Here is a 21,388-nt window from a genome sequence, read left to right as displayed (position 1 = left end):
GCCAAATTATTAGCTAAAAAGCCGCACTGAGCGATATCAGTGCGGCTTTTTTGTGGGCGCAGATCTGTTACACTCGCGCTATTGTGCTTTTTGATATGATATTTGCTCTCTATGACTACAGCTACGCCCGATTATCAGGCCATTTTGCAGCAGGTTGCACAGCAAGTGCAGCCCTTGTCCCATCAGGGAAAAGTGGCCGATTATATTCCCGCTTTGGCTGAGCAACCACTGGGACAATTTGCCATCGCCTTGCACACTGCCGACGGGCAGACTTATCGTGCTGGTCACTGCGATAGCCGCTTTACCATTCAGTCTGTCTCCAAGGTGATGACTCTGACGCTCGCCTTGCAGCGTTATGGCGATGAACTTTGGCAGCGGGTAGGTAAAGAGCCGTCGGGCACGGCATTTAACTCATTGACTCAGCTTGAGTTTGAAAATGGTATTCCCCGTAACCCTTTTATCAATGCCGGTGCCATTGTTACCTGTGATGCTTTGTTCAGCCGTCTGAGTGCGCCAATCCATACTATGCTTGAGAGCTACCGCAGCCATACCGCCAATCCTAAAGTGGGGATCAACAAGGTGGTAGCACAGTCAGAGTATGATCACCGCTATCGCAATGCTGCCATGGCGTATTTGATGAAGTCATTTGGCAATTTTGACAACCAGGTTGAAGAGGTACTGTGGTCGTATTTTAACTTTTGCGCCATTGAACTGAATGTATGTGAGTTAGCCCGGGCGTTTTCTTACCTTTCAACCGGTGGTGTGTGTCAGCAAAGTGGCCAGCGAGTATTGAGCACACGCCAGACTCAACAGCTCAATTCTCTTTTGTTTACCAGTGGATTATATGATGCCGCCGGAGATTTTGCTTATCGGGTAGGAATGCCGGGTAAATCCGGGGTGTCGGGCACCATTATTGCGGTCGCGCCTGAGCGGTTTACGGTGGCGGTGTGGTCACCAGGGCTGGATAAAGTGGGTAATTCCGTGGCCGGGATTGCGGCGCTTGAGAAGCTGGCCGAAAAACTGGGTACCGCGCTGTTTTAACTGAGTGCAGAGACACAAAAATGGGAGCCGCGGCTCCCATTTTTGTTGTTTACTGGTCCCAGTAGGTCTGTTCCAGCGAGTCTTCACGTTCAGGTAATCCACGTGACAAGCGCGGCGAATGCTGTACTAATACTTCATAGCTGGCACGGTTAGCATATTTGCTGATCTGCGCCAGTGAAGAATAGGTGATGGCATGTTGCTCATGCTTGGCCGAATTGGGTACGTTGATCTTGTGGTACACATTGGCAGACAGGTCGTGCAATACCGCAGCCAGTGCACAATCCCCGGCACCATTGGTATTTTTGATGGTGTCTGGACCACCCATGTAAGGGGCGGTGTGACTGTATGCTTTGATTGGCTTTTCGCAAGCACTGCGACGCATTGCCCGTGAGAATTCATATTGATTGAATTCAGGAATGGCGCCAGGCAGGAGCGGGTATTCGGTTTCGCGTTTCTTCTCATCATCGACGTAACCGGCCATAAACAGACCTTTTGGTCCGGCGGTACAGATCACTAAGTCTACCCAGTCCAGCGCTTTGTCGGCGGCCAGCAAGGGATCGTCAAAGCCGGTGATGGCTTCGCCTTCTTCCTCGTTCATGGCAAGAATATCGACGTGTTTTTCGACAAACTCAGCCCACCAGGCTGGGTCTTGTTCGATCAGGAACTTAGTGCCGAGTGTTAGTACGACAGGCACACCCGCATCATTAGCATACTTCACTGCCTGCATGGTTGCCTGAGTCATGGTTTCCGCGCCTGAGGTGCGCATCAGATAGGCGCTAATCACCAAGGCCGAGGCGTTCTCAATCAACGATTTGTCAATGGACTCTGGCTTAAGGTGATTCATCATACCGGCACTGATCGCGAAGGTACGTTCGCCACTGTCATCAATCAGGGTAAAGCAACGGCCGATAGGGCCGGGCACTGGTTGCAGGTAATCGAGATCGACGCGACTGGAAGTGTTACACAAAAACTTGTAGGCATAGCTGCCTATTTGAATGTTTTCGCTCATAACGCCCAACAATACCGAGCGGCTATCTGCCAGCACGGAGTAGTTGTGCATCGTGTTCCCTATGGTGCCGCCAGCAAATTCATAGTCAATCATGTCATCACGTTTCAGGCGGTCATAGAGCGCGTTGGTGACATCATTGTCTATCACTTGAGACATACCGCGTTGCAGCCCAAACTCATCAAGGAAGGCCTGATCAACCTTAGCTTCGATGTCTACTACGATTTGGTCTATACCACAAATGTAGTTGCGTTTAAGTCGGTCGACGACGTGTAACTGGTTAATTATAGGGTCTTTATCTTCGACTGGAAAATAATGTTTATGTCTTCTGCGGCCCGGAAATTTCATGTTTTACCCGTGTGTGTTGAGCTCGTCAAATAAAAAAAGCGGCGAATTATAGCTTAAATTGATGTCAATGAGCCATGGCAATTTGCTAATTTTAGCAATATAACTGTCACAGTGCGCAGTTCGCGACAATACGCTAAAATATCTCTCATTTTGTACCCAGGAGCACACAGGTGGACGAACAACAGCAAGATCTTTATTGGATGCAGCGGGCACTGGAGTATGCCGACAAGGCCGAGCAGGAAAATGAGATCCCGGTTGGCGCCGTGGTGGTGAAAAATGGGGAGCTGGTTGGGGCCGGCTGGAACCGCTCGATTTGCTGCCATGATCCTTCCGCTCATGCCGAGATGTTGGCGATCAGAGACGCCGGGCAGCGTATTGAAAATTATCGGCTGGTAGATTGCACCCTTTATGTGACGTTAGAACCTTGTCCTATGTGTGCCGGCCTGCTGGTGCATAGTCGTATTAAGCGGGTGGTGTTTGGCGCATCGGATGCGAAAACGGGTGCCGCGGGGTCCATAATGAACTTATTGCAGGACCCCAAACTCAATCATCAGGTTGAGGTTACGTCAGGGGTATTAGCAGAGCAATGTGGTGATAAGTTATCGGCGTTCTTTCGACGCCGTCGTAAAGAGATAAAAGCACAGAAAAAGGCCAGGCAGGCCGACTTAAACGACAAAGCGGCTCAGGGTTGAGCCGCTCTTTCGTCTGCCGCTATCTGGATCAATGCATAGATACGGCGGCGCAGTAAAATTTTACGGTGAATGTTGCGGAGCATAATACGGCGACGATTTGGATTCGTGTTGCGCGTGTTACGCTTAAATTGATGAGTACGACGTCTTCTTAGCATCGTAACCTCCATTTTGAGTGAGAGAACAACTACGCGCGACAGCTATAGCGTAATAGTATGTCAGCTTAATGACAGAGTCAGGATATAATACCGGATACTTAATACCAATTTCACTTAATACCTGTTCAATTTGACGGAGCAAATATGGCGTTAACGGCGTTAAAAATTTCTTATTTAGAACCTTTACCTAAAGTATAAGCTCGCAAATTTTTGCCTTGTTATCGACCCTATTTTCTCGCCTCAAAATAGAACACTTAATTAAGCAAATTGGTATAACACAGTGCCTGGCAGATCAGTTGGTTGGTTGCTCTGAGTCTTTATTGACTTGAAGGGCCCCATTGTCATCTAACCAGATCAGGGCGTCGTAGTACCGGCGAATATTATCCACATAAGTTACTGCCACATCGCCGCGCGCATATCCATATTTTGTCTTTCGATAGTAGCGCTTTTTGGTGAGCAGTGGTAGTCGTTTTTTTACCTCGGCCCAGCTCATCGGGTCTGCGCCCTGGCGTTCGGTCAGCTTACGTGCATCATTCACATGACCCCACCCGACATTATACGCAGCCAGTGCGAACCAGGTTCTGTCTGGTGCACTGATCTGTTTGGGAATACGGTTGATGAGCTTACGCAGATAACGGGCACCGCCGCGTATGTTTTGTTCGGGTTTCAGCCTATGAGTTACACCCACCTGTTTGGCGGTACGTTGGGTCAGCATCATGATCCCACGCACGCCTGTGGGAGACTTAGCTCTGGGGTTCCACATGGATTCCTGATAACTCAATGCGGCCAGTAAGCGCCAGTCGAGCTGGTGTTGCTCCGCATATTGAATAAACCAGTCCTGATATTTGGGCAGCGTGGTTTTACTCGCTTCGACAAAAGCCAGGGTGTTGACATAATTAAAGCGTTTGACATGACCAAAGTACTTTTCTTCGAGTGCCGCCAGCTGTGCAGAGTGTTGCATCTTGGCAAAAAACGGTGGCAGTAACGCGAATAATGAATCGTCTTTATCGTGACGCAGCACCCAGGCAACCGGATCGGCCTGAGTGACTGAAAAGGCAATACTGACATTGGGATGATAGCGCCGAAACAGTGCCAGAGAGTGCGAATCGACAACGGTATACTGAACGTCACCATCAATGATCCCCTGCAATAGTTCTTCCTGGTCCCGGTCGTCGACCGCCTGCCAGCTCAGCTCGGGATACTGCTGCTGTGCAGTTTGTAAAGAGAGCACATGGTGGCTGTCGGCCAAAACGGTGACGGGGCCGCTCAACTGAGCAAAGTTACGTGGTCGGATATTCCCTTGTTTAAAAACTAATTTTTGGCTGATCTCCCGATAGCTGGGGCCAAACCGAAAATGGGCAGCACGCTGCGGATGATAACTGAGCCCGGCAGCTGCAATGTCCAGATCGCCACTTTGCAGGCGCTCGAACAGCTTTTTCAGACTGAAAAAGGGCACCATCTGTAACTCAACGCCCAGTTCATCAGCAAACTGCTCTGCCAGTTCGTATTCAAACCCCTGTTCACCGCCAATGCCCTGATAAAAGGTGGCGGGTCCAACCAAAGTGCCAATGCGGATCACTTCCTGTGTTTTGATCCGTTGTAACTGAGTGGCTGGCATTTTTTCGCAGCTGCTCAATAACAACAAACAGCACAGTATCAGCACAGAGGAAAGCAAACGCATAAGTGACTTTTGGCTCCTTGGTTAAATGAGGGTCGCAGAGGGGTCCATGCTCGCAATTAACGGCGCTTTTGTGAAGGGGCTTTTTTTCGATAATTGCTAAATTTGAGTTAAATAAGGAGGCCAAATCGACTATAATAGCGGCCCAAAATATCGTTCAATCCTTAACCCCGGATGAAAATACCTATGTTGATCCTACGTGGTGCACCTGCACTTTCTGATTTCAAAGTTCAAAAAATCCTTAAAAGCTGTAACGATGCGCAATTGCCAGTCACTGGCGTGTATGCCGAGTTCATGCATTTTGCTGACCTGACAGCGGAACTTTCTGAGTCTGAACTGGACAAGCTGAGCAAGCTTTTAAAGTACGGCCCGACCATTGCCGAACATGCGCCTGAAGGAACCCTGATTTTAGTTACGCCGCGAATTGGTACTATTTCGCCCTGGGCATCTAAAGCAACAGACATTGCTAACAACTGCGGCCTGGATAAAGTACACCGCGTAGAGCGTGGTATTGCTTACTATGTTGAGGGCACACTGAGCGCTGAGCAGACAGCTGAGGTCGCTAAGCTATTGCACGACCGCATGACTGAGTCAGTGCATAACACACTGGAAGACGCGGGCCAGTTATTCCGCGTTGAAGAGCCGCGCCCAATGTCATCGGTTGATATTTTAGGTGGTGGCCGTGAAGCGCTTGTTACCGCAAACGTAGAGCAAGGTTTTGCATTAGCGGACGATGAAATTGACTATCTGGTTGAGAACTTCACTAAACTAGGCCGTAACCCGAACGACATCGAATTATTCATGTTCGCACAGGCGAACTCTGAGCACTGTCGTCATAAAATCTTTAATGCCGACTGGACAATCGACGGTGTAGAACAGCCTAAGTCACTGTTCAAAATGATCAAGAATACTTACGAAACACACCCGGAAAACGTACTGTCTGCTTATAAAGATAACGCAGCGGTAATGAAGGGGTCTAAAGCGGGTCGTTTCTTCCCGAATAAAGACGGTGAGTACAGCTACAATCAGGAAAACATTGAGATCCTGATGAAGGTTGAAACCCATAACCACCCAACAGCGATTGCGCCATTCTCTGGCGCATCAACGGGTTCTGGTGGTGAAATTCGTGACGAAGGCGCAACAGGCCGTGGTTCTAAGCCAAAAGCAGGTCTGGTTGGTTTTACGGTATCTAACCTGCGCATTCCAGGTTTTGAGCAGCCGTGGGAAAGTAATTTTGGCAAGCCAGGTCGTATTGTTAATGCACTCGACATCATGATCGACGGCCCTTTAGGTGGCGCGGCGTTCAACAACGAGTTTGGTCGCCCTAATCTGCTGGGTTATTTCCGTACTTACGAAGAAAAAGTAAACAGCCATAACGGCGAAGAAGTACGTGGTTACCACAAGCCAATCATGCTTGCAGGTGGTCTGGGTAACATCCGTACTGAGCATGTTCAAAAAGGCGAAATCCCTGTCGGCGCTAAGCTAGTAGCCCTTGGTGGCCCTGCGATGAACATCGGTCTGGGTGGTGGTGCTGCATCATCCATGGCATCGGGCCAGTCTAACGAAGACTTAGATTTTGCTTCTGTACAGCGTGAAAACCCAGAGATGGAACGTCGTTGTCAGGAAGTTATCGACAAATGTTGGCAGCTGGGCGACGAAAACCCCATCGCATTTATCCACGATGTGGGCGCGGGTGGCCTTTCAAATGCATTCCCTGAGCTTGTAGATGACGGTGGCCGCGGTGGTAAATTCCAACTACGTAACATCCCGAACGATGAGCCGGGCATGGCACCACATGAAATCTGGTGTAATGAATCACAAGAACGTTACGTACTGGCTGTTGCGGCAGAAGACTTCGCACGATTTGAAGAAATCTGTAAGCGTGAGCGCGCACAGTACGCGGTCATTGGTGAAGCAACTGAAGAGCGTCACCTGACCGTTGCGGATAGCCACTTTGAGAACAATCCAGTTGACCTTCCACTTGAAGTGCTACTTGGTAAAGCACCTAAGATGCACCGTGACGTTGAGTCAAAGCAAGTTGAAGGTGAAGCACTAAACACAGATAGCATTGATGTAGAAGAAGCGGCTAAGCGTTTGCTTCGTCTGCCGACCATTGCTGAGAAAACATTCCTTATCACCATTGGTGACCGTACGGTAACTGGTTTAGTTGCACGTGACCAAATGGTTGGCCCCTGGCAGGTACCGGTAGCAAACTGTGCGGTAACCGCAGCGGCGTTTGACACTTACCACGGTGAAGCCATGTCAATGGGTGAGCGCACACCTGCGGCACTGCTAAACTATGGTGCATCAGCACGTTTAGCCGTCGCAGAAGCGTTAACGAACATTGCTGGCGCAAATATAGGTGGTCTTGAGAACATCAAGCTATCTGCAAACTGGATGGCCGCAGCAGGTCACCCAGGTGAAGACGCAGGTCTTTACGAAGCAGTTAAAGCGGTAGGTGAAGAGTTGTGTCCAGCACTGGGCCTGACGATCCCGGTGGGTAAAGACTCAATGTCAATGAAGACAACATGGCAAGACAACGGTGAAGACAAAGCGGTTACTGCACCACTTTCTCTTATCATCACTGCATTTGGCCGTGTAGAAGACATTCGTAAAACAGTCACACCTCAGCTTCGCACTGATAAAGGTGACTCAAGCCTGATCCTGGTTGATTTAGGTGCCGGTCAAAACCGCATGGGTGCATCAAGCCTTGCACAGGTTTACAAGCAGCTTGGTGATAAGACGCCTGACGTTGATAGCCCGGAGCTGCTAAAAGGCTTCTACAACGCGATGCAAGCGCTTGTGGCTGACGAGAAGCTACTGGCTTACCACGACCGTTCAGACGGTGGTTTATTCACAACGGTAGCGGAAATGGCCTTCGCAGGTCGCACAGGTGTTACGGTAAACCTGGATAGCCTGACAGGCTCTGACATTGAAGCGCTTTACAACGAAGAACTGGGTGCTGTGATTCAGGTTCGTAACGACGACCTTGCAGCAGTTGAAGCTGTGTTAGCTGAAAACGGCCTTGGCGCTATTAGCCACACTATCGGTGCGTTAAACACAGAAGATAAAGTGATCTTCAACCGTGGCGGCGAAGCAGTACTTGCCAATACACGTACTGAATTACGTACTATCTGGGCTGAAACGACTTATAAGATGCAGGCACTTCGTGATAACCCTGAGTGTGCTAAGCAAGAATTTGATGCTAAGTTTGACGAGAAAGATCCAGGTCTGAACGTTAAATTGAGCTTCGATTTAAATGAAGACGTAGCTGCACCTTACATTGCAACCGGTGCTAAGCCTAAGATGGCTATTTTGCGTGAGCAAGGCGTTAACTCACACGTTGAAATGGCAGCCGCCTTTAACCGTGCAGGTTTCGCCGCAGTCGACGTACACATGAGTGACATCCTGGAAGGTCGCCTGACACTTGAAGAATTCAAAGGTCTGGTAGCCTGTGGTGGCTTTTCGTATGGTGACGTACTGGGTGCCGGTGAAGGTTGGGCTAAGTCAATCCTGTTCAATGACATGGCACGCGATCAGTTCCAAACCTTCTTTGAGCGTCAAGACACGTTCAGCTTAGGTGTGTGTAACGGCTGTCAGATGCTATCGACATTGAAAGAGCTGATCCCGGGCACTGAGCACTGGCCACGTTTTGTAACCAACAAGTCAGAGCGTTTTGAAGCACGTTTCAGTCTGGTTGAAGTACAAGAAAGCCCGTCGGTATTCTTCCAGGGTATGGCTGGCTCTCGTATGCCAATCGCGGTCTCTCACGGTGAAGGCCATGCTGAGTTTGCCAACGATGCGGCAGTGAAAGCGGCACTTGAGTCTGGCACAGTCGCTGTTCAATATGTTGATAACTATGGTAATCCAACAACGCAATACCCGAACAACCCGAATGGTTCACCTGAAGGTATTACCGGTATTACCTCAACGGACGGTCGTGCAACCGTGATGATGCCACACCCAGAACGAGTATTTCGTGCAGTAGCGAACTCTTGGCACCCGGATGAGTGGAAAGAGGACAGCCCGTGGATGCGTATGTTCCGTAATGCACGTAAGAATGTTGGGTAAAACACGACCGAAACGAAGTTTCGCAGCGTGTTTTACGCGAGTCATGGATGACGAGCCGGATCACCGCTTCAGGACGAATCAATATGCAGTGCCTTAATAACCGAAACGAAGTTTCGCAGTTAGTCGAACGCTTTTCAGGGACGAAAAGCCGGGCCGCCGCTTCAGAACGAATTAGTCTGCACTGCCTCACTAGCTTTATGAAAAAAGGTCACTTCGGTGGCCTTTTTTATTGCTTGCAACATCATCCTGTTCATCGTTTAGTATTATTTGTGCCCTATACTTTCTCTCCTTAAGTTTTCTGTGCAAAGACCGATAAGTTGTTTGAATTAGCGGCACTCCTAATCACCAAAGCGGTGCAGGAGGCCAATAATGGCAATCAAGGAGTGAGTATGGATATACAAATACACCCAGGCACCGCGTCTGTAAGTAAGCCCGTATCGCATTCGCAAGTTAGCAATAACAGCGATAAAGTCTCTGATGCTACTCCAGGCGAAGAAGCACAAAGTGGCGAGGAGGTCGACACAGTCCCCCCGTTGCTGTCAAAAGAGCTGGATGAAGAGGCGGGACAATACAAAGAAGACAACCCGGTTTTCAAAGAGGATTATGAGGATCTGGAAAAAGCCATGGAGCTGATCCAGGCCTTGATGCGCAAATTACAATCCCAGATCAACAAGTTAATGCAGTCCGTTCAGCAGCGCCACTTGCAGGTACAACAGCACGCAGAAGCTGATACATCAGAGGAGTCAGTGGCAATTGAGCATATCGGTTTGAAGCAATATCGTGACGCATCAAAAGTGGATGAAATCGAAGTGCTTGAACAGCAGTTGTCCGAATATAAGCAACAGGAAGCGGATATTCGCGTTAACATGATAAAAATGATCCTCGCTGAGCGTGAGCGACTGGAAGAGCTCAAGCGCAAGGGCAAGTTATAGTCGCGTGTAATGGCCAAAGTGGCGGCCAACTTGTAAGGGACTTTTGCAAGCTTAACATCTTCTTACTTTGGCAGACATTACATCGCCATCAAGATCCCTTACACTTAAACCAGTTTTCACTGATTAGCTGGTACCTATGCGGCGCTTTTTTCTTATTCTGCTATTTGCTCTGTTTACGATAGGGATCACTGTCTATTATTTTCGCGTGCCACTGACACTCACCATTGGCAAGCAGATATTGACTGAAGAGCAGGGCTTACTAGAGTGCCTGGACTGGTCAGTCGATAGCTGGGATCGCCTGGCGATTGAACGACTCTGCTGGCGCAGTGAAGCGGTGTCGGTTGAAGTCAGTAACGCGACCTTTGATGGTGATCACTTTCAGGTAGCCAGTATGATGGTGACTCATCAGCATACCGAGGCCGATAATACGACTGAGGTGACGCATTCCCCGGCGCCATTGGAGCTCGATTTGCCAGAAGGCATGCCCAGTCTTCAGATTGAGGCGCTTACCCTAATCAGTCCGTTACTGCCAGAGCCGCTTAATCTCAGTGTAATGCAGAAGGAGGATTTCGCTTTTGCCATCAGCGGGGATGTGGAGGCAGATGTTGCCCTGAGCGATACACAATTGCGTGCAGCACTGAGATTGTCCAGTCCGGTTATACAGACGTTGTTACAGCAAGCAAAGCTCCCCTTGACGGTTTCTGAGCTGGCGGGAACCATAGAATCAACATTTGATGGTCAGGCTGTCAATATGGATATCCAGCTGGACAGCTTATTGGCTTACCCATTGGCTCTGTGTCAGCCAGTGATCCAGGTCAATGGGGTTATCTCTGGGCAATGGGACCTCACCAGCAGTAGCGGCAAGCTGGACCTGAGTCAGCTACCGATTGGCGTGAACGCACTTGGGTGCGAGTCGATGTTTGCTCAGTTGCCTGAGACCTGGCTGGACACCCTCTGGTCAGGGCTGTGGCAGGTCCAGATGGCAGAGCCTGTGACATTTAATGCGCAAATGGTCAGCTTACCAATATTATCTGTGTATGGGGCGAATGAAGCCACGTCAGCCACGCTTAGTGAACTGGAGTATCAGATTGCCGGGCAGCAGATGCATGGTAAGTTGAGAGTTTCACATCAAAGCGAGGTACTTAATCTCCTTGATGTGCAAGCGGATTTTTTGCTTGCTGACATGCAGCTGGAGAGTGCAGGTACTACCACCATTGCAGTGTCTCAGGCACCGGCAGGGCTGCCCTTCGACTGGCAGGAACTAGGGTTACAAGGTCAGTTTTCACTGGCCGGAAATTTGGCTGAGCTGCTGACGTTCAATACCACACTGCAGCCAAGGGCCAATTCAGTATCGCTGCAAGAGGTAAAATTGGATAACCTGTCAGGCACCCTGTCCACTAGTACAGTATTGGCCATGACTGCAGACAATAAACTGGCGGAGCATACGCTATTTAAACAGGTGAAGTGGGAGCTAGAAACACAAGCCGAGCGCTATCAGATAGGCTCAGTTCAGGGTCGCGGTTTAGCCTTCAGCGGTCAGGGGAACGTCAACGGACTGCTGGAAACAATCATTAAAGCAGACGTTCAGGTTGGCTCATTTAAACATGATGAGGTTCGCGGCAAAGATTTTAACCAGCACCTGGAATTTACCGGTCAGTGGCAACCAGAAGGGCCAAAGGGTGAGCTGACAGGGCGTTCAACGATAGAGCTGCTCGCGCATCCGCAATTAGTCCTCAGAGATGTTGCACTGCAAAGCGAAGGAAATGTCGTAGGCAGCGAGCAATTGACGTTAGAGCACCGGCTCACTCTGGATAATCTTGAGTTGCAGCTCACACATCGTCTGGAAGCGGGGTTGATGCCATTTACTCTGACTCTGGCCGAGCACGGCCTGGGCGCAATGCAATCGTTGGCCAGCCAGTTTGCACCTAAGCTTAATATTGAGCAGGGTCTGATAAATGCCGAGATTTCTGGTGAATTAACGCGTCAGATATTTGATTTTCAGCTTAACGTGGATGATGCTGCATTTTTGTATGAGCACCATTATGTCTCTGAGCTGGATTTACCTGTAAAGGGCAAATGGCATGCTGGTGAATTAATCATAGAGTCTTCACCCTTGAGTATCACACAAGTGCGCTCTGGGCCTGTATTGACAGAGGTGCGGGGTCAGCTAACGTCAGATAACAATCTGCCGGTATTACGTGAGTTTAGTGCCAAAGTCTTTGGCGGTCAGTTGGCGGCCGAGCAGATCTTACTGAGTAAGCAGGACCAGGAGATTGTAGTGACGGCCAGCGGTCTTGACTTGATGTCGCTCTCTGAAGCCGGCCGAGAGTCCGGGGTTGAACTACATGGTCGAGTATTTGGCAGGTTACCTGTGTTCATGCGCGACGGCCAGGCTGAGATCCGCGATGGCTATCTCAGTAATGAGGTAGATAGCATGCTGAAAGTAGAAGATAATGCCTCGTTTAATGCACTAAAATCTCAGCGTCCGGAGCTGGAAACTGTGTTTGGTGTGCTGGATGAGTTGAGTATTGAAACCCTGAGCTGTGATGTGAATATGGCTCAGGACGGACAGCTGGAACTGGCTGTGAAAATTGCCGGCGAGAACAAGCAGCAAAAACAACCTGTGAATTTTAATTATACGCACAGTGAGAATATTTATACCCTGTTCAGGGCATTGCGCCTGAGTGATGAAATCACTCAGGAAGTGGAAAAAGCGTTAAACCAATAGGAGCAACTCAGCATGAAATGGATGCTAACTTTGGTGTTTGCTTGTTTGGTATCGGCTTGTACGCACAAAGTACAGGTCGAAACCAAAGAGCCTATCACCATCAACTTAAACGTCAAAGTTGACCACGAGATCCGTGTTAAGGTCGACAAAGAGCTGGATGACTTGTTCAGCGATGACAGTGAATTATTCTAAGGAGCCAGATCATGAATGCATCTAAGTTACTGACAACGATTGCCGCGGCTTGCATGAGCTTTTCGGTATTGGCTATTTCACTGGATGACGCCAAGTCACAAGGTCTGGTGGGAGAAACCGCAGCTGGCTACCTTGGTGTCATCAAAGGCAGCGGTGAAGTCCAAAAGCTGGTTGATGAAGTAAATAGCAAGCGCAAGGCCAAGTATCAGCAACTAGCCAAGAAAAATGGCATCAGCCTGAGTCAGGTGGAAGCTATGGCTGCTAAGAAAACCTTTGCAAAAACGGCACCAGGCCACTTTGTTAAAGTGGATGGCAAGTGGGTTAAAAAATAACAGCAAGCAGGGCGGCTTTAACCGCCCCAATGCTTAGTTCTGGCGCGGGTGGCATTGGCGTAGCAGTTGCTGCCAAAAAGCGGCCCCTTTTCTGCGTGCCAGGCGGATATTATTATCCGGAATTGACTCCGGGTCGTCGTAGGCTTCTAAAGCCTCTGCCATACTCGCTTCACGGATCACGTGCAAAGCAGGGTAAGGGGCACGGTTGGTGTAGTTGGCCGGATCATCTTGCTCTGAATCAGCGAATACATAATCAGGGTGGAAGTTGGCGAGCTGGAAAACCCCCTCATAGCCCTGTGCAACCAGCAATGCATTGGCTAAATCAACCAAATCCAAGAACTCATCAAAATCGCCAAAGCCAGCAGTAAAAATAAGCAAGCTGGTTTCTCGCTCTGGTGTGTCGGTCAGTGCCTGACACTCATCCAGCATATCCATGACGGCATCTTCGTGTTTTTGTGACTCGCAGACTCGGTAATGAATGGCGTTTTGCTCAACTTCCTTACGGGCAAACGGGCAAAAATTATATTTTACGATCACTGAGCTGACCCAGTTTTGCATCGCTTTGACGGCAATATGGTGCATTTATTTTTCCAAAAGAGCGTTTATCATAGTAATACTGCGCGCAATGGCGCCTTGATTGCGTGCCAGACAGGCTTTGGCGTGTGCACCAAGCTCATTGGCATCTTGCTTCGAGCGCAGATAGACCAGCAAAGTATCGGCAAGCACCTGAGGATCTGCCACTTCTATGGCACCTTGCATTGAGATCAGCTCGGGGTAAATATGGGCAAAGTTATAGGTATGTGGTCCAGTCAGAACCCCCACCGAGCAGGCTGCAGCTTCTAGTGGGTTGTGGCCACCACGTTCAATCAGGCTGCCGCCAATGTAGGCGATCTGACCACATCCGTACAGGAGCTTTAATTCGCCCAGAGTGTCTGCCAGCAGGACTTGTGATGATGCTTTGTACTGCTGACTACGGCGGCTATAGCTGAGTGCCTGTGCCTCAATCAAAGCCGCCACTTTATCGAATTGTTCAGGATGTCTGGGGGCAATGATCAATAGTGCGTCGGGCAGCTGAGCCAATATGTTCTGATGTGCTGCCAGCACCTGTTCGTGCTCCATTGGGTGCGTGGAGCCCGCAACCCAGACTGGGCGTGCACCCAGTTGCGCTTTGATGGTGTCAATTTTTTCCTGTTGATTATCATCCAGGCTGATATCGAACTTGATGGATCCCGTTACCGTCACTTTTTCTCTCGCCAGTCCCAGTTCAACAAACCGCTCCGCGTCCTCTTTATTGTGGCTTGCGAGCATATCTATCTGGTCCATCAGGAATTGGCTCAGTGGTGCTACTTTTTGATAACCGGCTTGAGACTTCTTTGACAAGCGTGCGTTGACCACGGTAACCGGGCAGGCAGCCTTTTTGGCGTAATAGAACAAATTAGGCCAAAGTTCGGTTTCAAGCACCAGCAGCAGCTTTGGGCGCAGTTGGTTGATAAATCGTCTCGTCGCGAATGCAAAGTCGATGGGCAGGTAGCAAATCGTGATGTGCTGATCCTCTTTGGCAAATAACTGAGCGAGCTGCTCCCGACCCGTTGGCGTGTTACACGTCAGTATAAACGGGGTATCAGGGTGTTCGGCCAGTAACGCTCTGACAAGCGGTGCTGCGGCTAGTACTTCACCGACAGAGGCACAATGCACCATAATCGCTTGTTGCGAGGCGCTCGAAGGGGCAACACCGAACCGTTCAGAGAAATTGGCCTTGTACAAGGCGTTCTTTTTTCCTCTGATAACGTACAGATACGCCACAATGATTGGGCACAATACGAGCAGTAGCAGGGAATATAAACGTCTAATCATGGCAGCCATCAGTGTAAAAAACGCTTATTTTAACTTGTCGGCCTAAAAAAGCGATAACAGGCGTACAAATTATCACAGTTGTTGAGGTGCTCCGCGGACGGGAATTTGCTAGGATCGGGCAAAATCTCCAAATTCAAAGGTTTTAAGTTGTCCTTTCGTACAATCACGCTGTCTTCTTTGTGTCTGCTGGGTGCGGCGCAGTCTTTCGCCATGCCAACGGCTTTTTTACCGTTAGGCAAAGACAACATTCTTGAGTACCAAATTGATCAGATGTTTGCCTTAACGGGCACAGTTCCAATGGCTAAGCCTTATCGTATTACTGAAATCAATAAAACCCTGTTTCAGCTTGAAACAGTGGATCCGGCCTTATTTCAGAGTATCAAAACACGATTAGCGCCTTATCTGCAAAGGGACGCGATTACCCGTCGAGGTGTCAAATTGCGGATAGACTCGGGCGAAACACAGCAGCTTGCGAATGACCGGGGAAACTACAGTAGTGAATATGCGGAGTTCTCGATCGGGGGAGTATGGCGTGGCAGTGATTCCAGTCTGGTTCAAATCGGTGCACAATATCGTGTAGATGCTGGCAAAGTTGTGCCCTATAACACCTTCTATGCTTTAGGTGGAGAGAATCTGCAGCTGACTTTAGGCTATAAAGAGCACTGGTTTTCGCCGTTCAAGCACAGTGCTCAGGTATATTCAAACAATGCCAAAACCCCCCTGTCTGCGTCGTTAGGCTTAAACTTACCGCTCGACAACTGGTGGAATTTCGACTTCGAGCTATTTTACTCTGAACTGGAACATGTTGAGAAAGGCATTCATTACCAGAACGCGCTACATGACGGTACACCAAAATTAGCGGGCACGCATATTAGCTTTGAACCGTTGGATAACTGGAAAATCGGTATAAACCGCATGATGCAGTTTGGGGGAGGGCCAAGAAAAGTCGATCTTAAAGATGTCGTAAAAGCCTATTTTGACCCTGCCGGTAACGATAACCGCGGACTAACAGGTGGTAAAGATAATGAGCTTGGAGATCAATGGGCTACTATTACCAGTACCTTCACAACCAATTGGATCCAACCGGTTCAGTGGTATCTCGAATACGGTGGGGAAGATACTAAAAATCATAAGAACTACCAGTTTGGTAATACGGTATCCAGTTTTGGTGTGTACCTGCCGTCATTGACGAAAGATTTCACACTGCGCTACGAATATACCAATATGCACAGTCTCTGGTATGTGAACGGGATTTATGAAAAATCGGGTAACACAATAGATGGTTTTGTAGTGGGCCATGCTGCAGCAAATCAGCGCACATTTGGTGACGCGGCGCCTACAGGAGCACATATGCTGGAAGTGAGTTATCGAGAGAGCCTTGAGTCTCTGTGGCGAATGAAACTCTCAACGGTTGACAATACCAGCAATTACCTCAATGAACTTGGTCAAACTGGTGATGCGTATGAGCAAGCTGTTGAGATGTCCGTCTCCAACACTCGACATATGCATGACAAGCAAGTGGAAACATCACTGACCTATGGCAAAGACGTGTTCGGAGAAAGCTACACTTGGCTGTCCGTCAATGTATACTGGTAATAGGGTGCGAAGCGTCTCCCCCACTATTTAAACACGGGTTATATTTGATTTTGCAACGAATGCAAAGTCGCATTATTTTTTAAGGATCACTATGTCAATCAATGATCACATCAAACAAAGCTATCAGGCCAGCTTAGAGCGACACATGGCGTTGTTCGCAAAAATGGCTGATTACCACACCCAGTCCTTGGAATTACTGGCTGCTTGCAAAGCAACACTGGATGCTGGTGGCAAGGTGATCTGGTTTGGTAATGGTGGCAGTGCGGCTGATGCGCAACACTTGGCTGCTGAATTTGTGGTTCGTTATAAGCTGGAACGTGGGCCGCTGGCGTCTATTGCATTGACGACTGACACCTCCATTTTGACCGCACACAGCAACGACTATCACTTTGATACTGTCTTTGAACGCCAGGTTCAGGCTTTGTGTAAACCTGAAGATTTGGTGATTGGCCTGACGACATCCGGTACCAGTGAAAACATTAACCTTGCACTCAAAGCCGCTAACAAAATCGGTGCGTTTACGGTTGCATTGACTGGCCGCAGCGGTGGAACCGTGAAAGACATTGCCCGGTTGCCGATTATCATCGATTTTGACGAAACCGCGCGGATCCAGGAAGCGCATATGTTTATCGGCCACTGGCTATGTGAAGCCGTGGACATGGTCATTGCGGAGCAATCAGCATGAACCTGAGTGCGCTGAGAAACTTAAATCAGGCCAAAGTTCTGGTCGTCGGTGATGTTATGCTGGATAGATATTGGCATGGCGACACAGGACGTATATCCCCTGAAGCGCCAGTCCCGGTTGTCAAAGTAAGCAGCCTTGAAGACAAAGCTGGTGGTGCCGCTAACGTGGCGAAAAACATTGCTCATCTGGATGGACAGGTTGGTTTACTGGGTCTGATTGGTGAAGATGACAACGGTCGGCAGCTGGAATCGATTCTGGCAAAAGAACAAATTGCCTCACAATTGGTGACGGTTGCTGAGCTTCCAACCATTGCTAAGATGCGTGTGATCAGCCGTCATCAGCAGGTTGTCCGGTTGGATCTTGAAGAGCCATTTGTACAGTCTCATAGCGAGCTGCTATTGACCCGCCTGGAGCAGGTTGTCAACGACTATGATTTCATCCTGTTTTCGGACTATAACAAAGGGGCGTTGACCTGCATTGAAGAGATGATCACGCTGGCCAAAGCAGCCGGTAAAACAGTTCTGATTGACCCAAAATCTTCTGATCTGAGCCGCTATCAAGGTGCGGATTATATTACGCCTAACCTCAATGAGTTTCGACTTGCTGGTGGGGATGACCGTGATGAAGCAGCGCTGACAACCAGTGCCAGAGCGCTGATAAAGCAAGCTGGCATAGGCGCTATGCTGCTGACTCGCTCGGAGCAGGGGATGTCGCTGATCACCCAAGATGAAAAACACGATTTTGCTGCCCAGGTCCAGGAAGTAAGCGACGTTACCGGTGCCGGTGATACTGTGATTGCAACACTGACGACTATGCTGGGAGCCGGATTTCCGCCCAGTGAAGCGGTCGAGCTGGCTAACCTGGCGGCAGGTATCGCAGTTGCTAAACTGGGCGCTGCAACTGTGACTCCAGAGGAGCTGAGCCGCAAATTGGGCCAGTATCTGCGCCAAACCGGAGAGCATTACCAAGCTCCTTATGAGGAAGTGCTAAAGCACATTGAGTTTGCCAAACAAAACGGCGAAACCATAGTGTTTACTAATGGTTGCTTCGATATTCTGCATGCCGGACATGTTCGTTATCTGGCGCAAGCAAAGGCCAGAGGTGACAGACTGGTCGTGGGACTTAACAATGATGAGTCAATTTCCAGACTGAAAGGTCCGGAGAGGCCAATCAACCCACTCACTGAACGGGCTATGGTACTGTCGGCACTGGCTTCTGTTGACTGGGTGATCCCCTTCGGCAAAGAGAGCGAAAACGATACGCCTGCTAAACTGATTGAACAGATCAGCCCACATATTTTGGTGAAAGGCGGTGATTACCAGGTGTCTGAAATAGCCGGCGCTGATCATGTCTTAGCAATGGGCGGGCAGGTTGAAGTCCTGCCATTTCTGGATGGATGTTCGACGTCTAACATCATCGCGAAGGCGCGAGAAACAGACTAATTCAGCGATACTATAGAGAGAAAAGCCGGTTTATACCGGCTTTTTTGTCATTGCATCCTGGTAAGCATCGAGACATGTTTGCCAGTCGCTCTCAGAGCAGAAGAACTGTGCTGAACGGGATGCCTCTTTTTTAAGTGAGCGTGCCAGTCGGTCGATGTTCGCCTGTTGCCAGGCGGTCTCGGGTGTTCTGAGTGCGCCCTTATCAAAATCAATCAGATAAACCTCGCCGCTCTTGTCAAAGAGAATATTGTTGCAGTTTAAATCGTCATGATACGCACCGGCCTGATGAAAGCGAGCAAGAGTGGATGCAACCTGCTGCCAGTCTCGCACAGGTAAAGGGGCCGATTGCAGCCGTTCACATAAGCTTTGTGCACCAGCGACAGCATCCGTTAATATATCGGCGCGATAAATTCCGGCTGATACGCTCACGCGAGCTCCTAAAGGCGTTGGAACCGGCAAGCCCAGATTGGCAAGCTGGTTGAGTAAATCCAGTTCCTGATACACTCGGGTGCGCTTTAGGCCGGTATATAAGTATTGATCTTTCAGCACCTTGCCAATTAGACCACCGCGCCAGTAATGTTTGAGTACGGCAATATTATGTGGTGTATAGCGCACGAACCAGGCTGCTGCACGCCCCTGCTTAGAAGTCACAACGGCGTTGTGTTGTTGCCAGTAGATCAGGTTAAACCAGTCCAGAGACAAGGTCTCGGGTGTATGGCTGGTACGAAGCAAATAATGAGTATGGTGTTTTTCTATTTTTAGCATGACTTCTCTGTAGTGCGCGCTGCAACGACAAGCGCCAGTGTAACGACTTTTCCCTTCGGGGAAAATCTCACTGGTTGCAAAATGATGGGTTTTATTTAAGATCGGATGCTTATTTTCAGTTACAGGCGAAATGTGTGTCTCAGGCAATTTCTTCTATTTGTATTCTTCGGCTTTCGGCCATTGGTGATGTATGCCATGCCGTTGCAGCGGTTCAGGCGATTCAGCGGGCGCACCCTCAGGCAAAGATCACTTGGGTGATTGGCAAGGTTGAAGCCATGCTACTGGCGGATCTGCCTGGGGTGGAGTTTGTTATTTTTGACAAAAAGCAGGGCAAAGCGGTGTTTAAGCAGCTAAAAGCCCGGTTTAAAGGACACAAGTTCGATGTGCTTCTGCACATGCAGGTGGCGTTTCGCGCCAACCTCGCCGCCCGGTGTATTCCTGCAAAAGTTAAAATTGGCTTTGATAAGGGTCGCTCTAAAGAGCTGCATTCACTGGTGATCAACCAGCGCATTGAGCCACAAAGTGAACCGCATGTGCTGGAAGGGTTTCAAAACTTTGCCCGTGCGATAGGTGCAGAGTGTGACGCCCCACGCTGGGAAATGCCGGTGAGTGATGCAGATAAGCAAGAGGCAAGCGCACTTTTACACGGGCTGACACGCATCTTTGTCATTTCTCCCGCGGCCAGTAAAGCCGAACGAAACTGGTTGCCAGAACGGTATGCTGCACTGGCAAATCATGCCGCGGCGCAAGGTTTTAATGTCGTGCTGACTGGTGGGCCGACCGAACTCGAGCGTAACCTCAGTGATGAAATACTGCGCCATGCTCAATGCGATATTGTGAACCTGGTTGGTAAAACCAAACTAAAAGCCTTGCTATGCGTGTTAGAGCAGGCACAGCTGGTGTTGGCGCCAGACACCGGACCTGCCCATATGGCGGTGACGGTTGGTACGCCCGTGATTGGTTTATACGCTCACTCTAACCCTAAACGCACCGGTCCATACCTCTATCAGGATTATGTGGTCGAGGTATACCATGACAGTGTCTTGGCACAAAAGGGCAAAACGGCACAGCAGCTTAAGTGGGGCACTCGTGTGAAGGGCGGCGATTTGATGAGTCAGATCTCTGTTGAGCGGGTGACCCAGATGTTCGATCATGTAGTACAGCAGGAACAGTTATGACACACAAAGCCGTATTTTTGGACAGAGATGGGGTGATCAACCAAGACCATGCCTATGTCCACAAGATTGAAGATTTTCAATTTATTGATGGCGTGTTTGAGGCATGTCAGCTCTTTCAGGCTCAGGGCTACAAACTTATCGTCGTCACTAATCAGTCAGGTATCGGTCGAGGCTATTATGACGAAGCTCAGTTTGAGCAGCTGACAGACTGGATGTGCCAGCAGTTTCTGGCCCATGGCATAGAGATTGAGCGTGTGTATTTTTGTCCTCATCATCCACATAAGGCCCAGCCTCCCTACCAGCGAGAATGTGACTGTCGTAAACCCAATCCAGGAATGTTACTTCAGGCTATTGAAGAGTTTGATATCGATCCCAAGCGCAGTGTGATGGTTGGAGATAAAGGATCAGACATGCAGGCAGCGCAGGCTGCAGGCGTGGCAACCAAGATATTGGTGGAATCTGGTCAGACTTTCACAGAAGAAGTGCGGGCAACGGCTGATTATGTGTGTAGCTCACTTCGTCAGGTTATTGATGTACCACCGTTTATCTCATAAACGTTTACAATACGCTGGTGAACAAGATAATCACAAACCGTGCAATTAAGGTGCGAACCTTTTAAAATATAAACAATGATCTAAATGACACAGCCGGTATTGAGTTTAAACGATATCGGCGTTTTAGTGTGTGCCTGGT

18 protein-coding genes are annotated in these 21,388 nt (G+C 49.3%); 12 read left to right on the top strand and 6 right to left on the bottom strand.

Annotated features, from left to right (window positions below):
- Positions 1 to 111 precede the first annotated feature (111 nt).
- Positions 112 to 1,041, top strand: coding sequence for a glutaminase B (gene glsB / locus CWB99_RS08425; RefSeq protein ID WP_138550452.1), 930 nt, complete (start codon positions 112 to 114; stop codon positions 1,039 to 1,041).
- Positions 1,042 to 1,090: 49 nt separating this feature from the next.
- Here the strand turns inward: glsB and CWB99_RS08420 are convergent, their stop codons facing one another.
- A complete protein-coding gene (locus tag CWB99_RS08420; protein WP_138550451.1) occupies positions 1,091 to 2,395 on the bottom strand; it encodes an inosine/guanosine kinase in 1,305 nt (434 codons plus the stop codon).
- A gap of 170 nt (positions 2,396 to 2,565) precedes the next feature.
- Here CWB99_RS08420 and tadA point away from each other — a divergent pair, with 170 nt between their 5' ends.
- On the top strand, positions 2,566 to 3,087 hold the full coding sequence (gene tadA, locus CWB99_RS08415; protein ID WP_138550450.1) for a tRNA adenosine(34) deaminase TadA: 522 nt from the start codon (positions 2,566 to 2,568) through the stop codon (positions 3,085 to 3,087).
- On the opposite strand, the gene CWB99_RS24015 is transcribed toward tadA, so the two are convergent.
- Entirely contained in the window at positions 3,078 to 3,242 is a 165-nt protein-coding gene (locus CWB99_RS24015) for a hypothetical protein (RefSeq protein ID WP_171045292.1), read from the bottom strand. The two genes, tadA and CWB99_RS24015, sit on opposite strands and share 10 nt — an antisense overlap.
- A gap of 292 nt (positions 3,243 to 3,534) precedes the next feature.
- Positions 3,535 to 4,923, bottom strand: coding sequence for a membrane-bound lytic murein transglycosylase MltF (mltF, locus tag CWB99_RS08405; protein WP_138550449.1), 1,389 nt, complete (start codon positions 4,921 to 4,923; stop codon positions 3,535 to 3,537).
- A gap of 183 nt (positions 4,924 to 5,106) precedes the next feature.
- On the opposite strand from mltF, the gene purL reads away from it, so the two are divergent.
- The 5 genes from purL (at position 5,107) to CWB99_RS08380 (ending at position 13,175) form a co-directional block, all read left to right on the top strand.
- Entirely contained in the window at positions 5,107 to 8,991 is a 3,885-nt protein-coding gene (purL, locus tag CWB99_RS08400) for a phosphoribosylformylglycinamidine synthase (RefSeq protein ID WP_138550448.1), read from the top strand.
- A gap of 389 nt (positions 8,992 to 9,380) precedes the next feature.
- Complete coding sequence (locus CWB99_RS08395) at positions 9,381 to 9,923, top strand: hypothetical protein (RefSeq protein ID WP_249331789.1); 543 nt, start codon at positions 9,381 to 9,383, stop codon at positions 9,921 to 9,923.
- A gap of 136 nt (positions 9,924 to 10,059) precedes the next feature.
- The gene (locus CWB99_RS08390; RefSeq protein WP_138550447.1) at positions 10,060 to 12,651 is read left to right on the top strand and encodes an intermembrane phospholipid transport protein YdbH family protein; all 2,592 of its coding nucleotides are present in this window, start codon (positions 10,060 to 10,062) and stop codon (positions 12,649 to 12,651) included.
- 12 nt (positions 12,652 to 12,663) lie between these two features.
- Positions 12,664 to 12,843, top strand: a complete 180-nt coding sequence (locus CWB99_RS08385) for a YnbE family lipoprotein (protein WP_010383032.1) — start codon at positions 12,664 to 12,666, stop codon at positions 12,841 to 12,843.
- Positions 12,844 to 12,854: 11 nt separating this feature from the next.
- Complete coding sequence (locus tag CWB99_RS08380) at positions 12,855 to 13,175, top strand: YdbL family protein (RefSeq protein ID WP_138550446.1); 321 nt, start codon at positions 12,855 to 12,857, stop codon at positions 13,173 to 13,175.
- A gap of 33 nt (positions 13,176 to 13,208) precedes the next feature.
- On the opposite strand, the gene CWB99_RS08375 is transcribed toward CWB99_RS08380, so the two are convergent.
- Both CWB99_RS08375 and waaA read right to left on the bottom strand, forming a co-directional pair.
- Positions 13,209 to 13,757, bottom strand: coding sequence for a DUF1415 domain-containing protein (locus CWB99_RS08375; RefSeq protein WP_138550445.1), 549 nt, complete (start codon positions 13,755 to 13,757; stop codon positions 13,209 to 13,211).
- A complete protein-coding gene (gene waaA, locus CWB99_RS08370) occupies positions 13,758 to 15,029 on the bottom strand; it encodes a lipid IV(A) 3-deoxy-D-manno-octulosonic acid transferase (RefSeq protein ID WP_138550444.1) in 1,272 nt (423 codons plus the stop codon). It lies immediately after the preceding gene.
- 147 nt (positions 15,030 to 15,176) lie between these two features.
- Here waaA and CWB99_RS08365 point away from each other — a divergent pair, with 147 nt between their 5' ends.
- From CWB99_RS08365 to hldE, 3 genes are all read left to right on the top strand, one after another.
- Positions 15,177 to 16,625 (top strand): capsule assembly Wzi family protein, encoded by a 1,449-nt coding sequence (locus CWB99_RS08365; RefSeq protein ID WP_249331786.1) that lies wholly within the window; start codon positions 15,177 to 15,179, stop codon positions 16,623 to 16,625.
- A 91-nt stretch (positions 16,626 to 16,716) separates the two neighbouring features.
- Positions 16,717 to 17,310 carry a D-sedoheptulose-7-phosphate isomerase gene (locus CWB99_RS08360; protein ID WP_138550443.1) on the top strand — a complete coding sequence of 198 codons (594 nt, stop codon included), beginning with the start codon at positions 16,717 to 16,719 and terminating at the stop codon, positions 17,308 to 17,310.
- A complete protein-coding gene (gene hldE, locus CWB99_RS08355) occupies positions 17,307 to 18,752 on the top strand; it encodes a bifunctional D-glycero-beta-D-manno-heptose-7-phosphate kinase/D-glycero-beta-D-manno-heptose 1-phosphate adenylyltransferase HldE (RefSeq protein WP_138550442.1) in 1,446 nt (481 codons plus the stop codon). The genes CWB99_RS08360 and hldE overlap by 4 nt, the downstream gene beginning before the upstream one ends.
- 30 nt (positions 18,753 to 18,782) lie before the next feature.
- Here the strand turns inward: hldE and CWB99_RS08350 are convergent, their stop codons facing one another.
- Positions 18,783 to 19,517, bottom strand: coding sequence for a 3-deoxy-D-manno-octulosonic acid kinase (locus tag CWB99_RS08350; RefSeq protein ID WP_138550441.1), 735 nt, complete (start codon positions 19,515 to 19,517; stop codon positions 18,783 to 18,785).
- Between the two features lie 134 nt (positions 19,518 to 19,651).
- Between CWB99_RS08350 and CWB99_RS08345 the strand changes: the two genes are divergently transcribed.
- A complete protein-coding gene (locus tag CWB99_RS08345) occupies positions 19,652 to 20,695 on the top strand; it encodes a glycosyltransferase family 9 protein (RefSeq protein WP_138550440.1) in 1,044 nt (347 codons plus the stop codon).
- Positions 20,692 to 21,249, top strand: a complete 558-nt coding sequence (gene gmhB / locus CWB99_RS08340) for a D-glycero-beta-D-manno-heptose 1,7-bisphosphate 7-phosphatase (protein WP_138550439.1) — start codon at positions 20,692 to 20,694, stop codon at positions 21,247 to 21,249. Before CWB99_RS08345 ends, gmhB begins: the two co-directional genes overlap by 4 nt.
- The last annotated feature ends 139 nt before the right edge of the window (positions 21,250 to 21,388 follow it).

Origin of the sequence: Pseudoalteromonas rubra, assembly GCF_005887095.1 — a bacterium.
Classification (GTDB): Bacteria; Pseudomonadota; Gammaproteobacteria; order Enterobacterales; family Alteromonadaceae; genus Pseudoalteromonas; species Pseudoalteromonas rubra_E.
This window is presented reverse-complemented; position numbering and strand designations above follow the sequence as displayed.

Coding starts and splice junctions, on each gene's coding strand:
- CWB99_RS08380 (WP_138550446.1), top strand. CDS start 12,855: ATGAATGCATCTAAGTTACTGACAACGATTGCCGCGGCTTGCATGAGC.
- gmhB (WP_138550439.1), top strand. CDS start 20,692: ATGACACACAAAGCCGTATTTTTGGACAGAGATGGGGTGATCAACCAA.
- CWB99_RS24015 (WP_171045292.1), bottom strand. CDS start 3,242: ATGCTAAGAAGACGTCGTACTCATCAATTTAAGCGTAACACGCGCAAC.
- CWB99_RS08390 (WP_138550447.1), top strand. CDS start 10,060: ATGCGGCGCTTTTTTCTTATTCTGCTATTTGCTCTGTTTACGATAGGG.
- CWB99_RS08375 (WP_138550445.1), bottom strand. CDS start 13,757: ATGCACCATATTGCCGTCAAAGCGATGCAAAACTGGGTCAGCTCAGTG.
- CWB99_RS08385 (WP_010383032.1), top strand. CDS start 12,664: ATGAAATGGATGCTAACTTTGGTGTTTGCTTGTTTGGTATCGGCTTGT.
- CWB99_RS08360 (WP_138550443.1), top strand. CDS start 16,717: ATGTCAATCAATGATCACATCAAACAAAGCTATCAGGCCAGCTTAGAG.
- hldE (WP_138550442.1), top strand. CDS start 17,307: ATGAACCTGAGTGCGCTGAGAAACTTAAATCAGGCCAAAGTTCTGGTC.
- purL (WP_138550448.1), top strand. CDS start 5,107: ATGTTGATCCTACGTGGTGCACCTGCACTTTCTGATTTCAAAGTTCAA.
- mltF (WP_138550449.1), bottom strand. CDS start 4,923: ATGCGTTTGCTTTCCTCTGTGCTGATACTGTGCTGTTTGTTGTTATTG.
- CWB99_RS08420 (WP_138550451.1), bottom strand. CDS start 2,395: ATGAAATTTCCGGGCCGCAGAAGACATAAACATTATTTTCCAGTCGAA.
- waaA (WP_138550444.1), bottom strand. CDS start 15,029: ATGATTAGACGTTTATATTCCCTGCTACTGCTCGTATTGTGCCCAATC.
- CWB99_RS08350 (WP_138550441.1), bottom strand. CDS start 19,517: ATGCTAAAAATAGAAAAACACCATACTCATTATTTGCTTCGTACCAGC.
- CWB99_RS08395 (WP_249331789.1), top strand. CDS start 9,381: ATGGATATACAAATACACCCAGGCACCGCGTCTGTAAGTAAGCCCGTA.
- glsB (WP_138550452.1), top strand. CDS start 112: ATGACTACAGCTACGCCCGATTATCAGGCCATTTTGCAGCAGGTTGCA.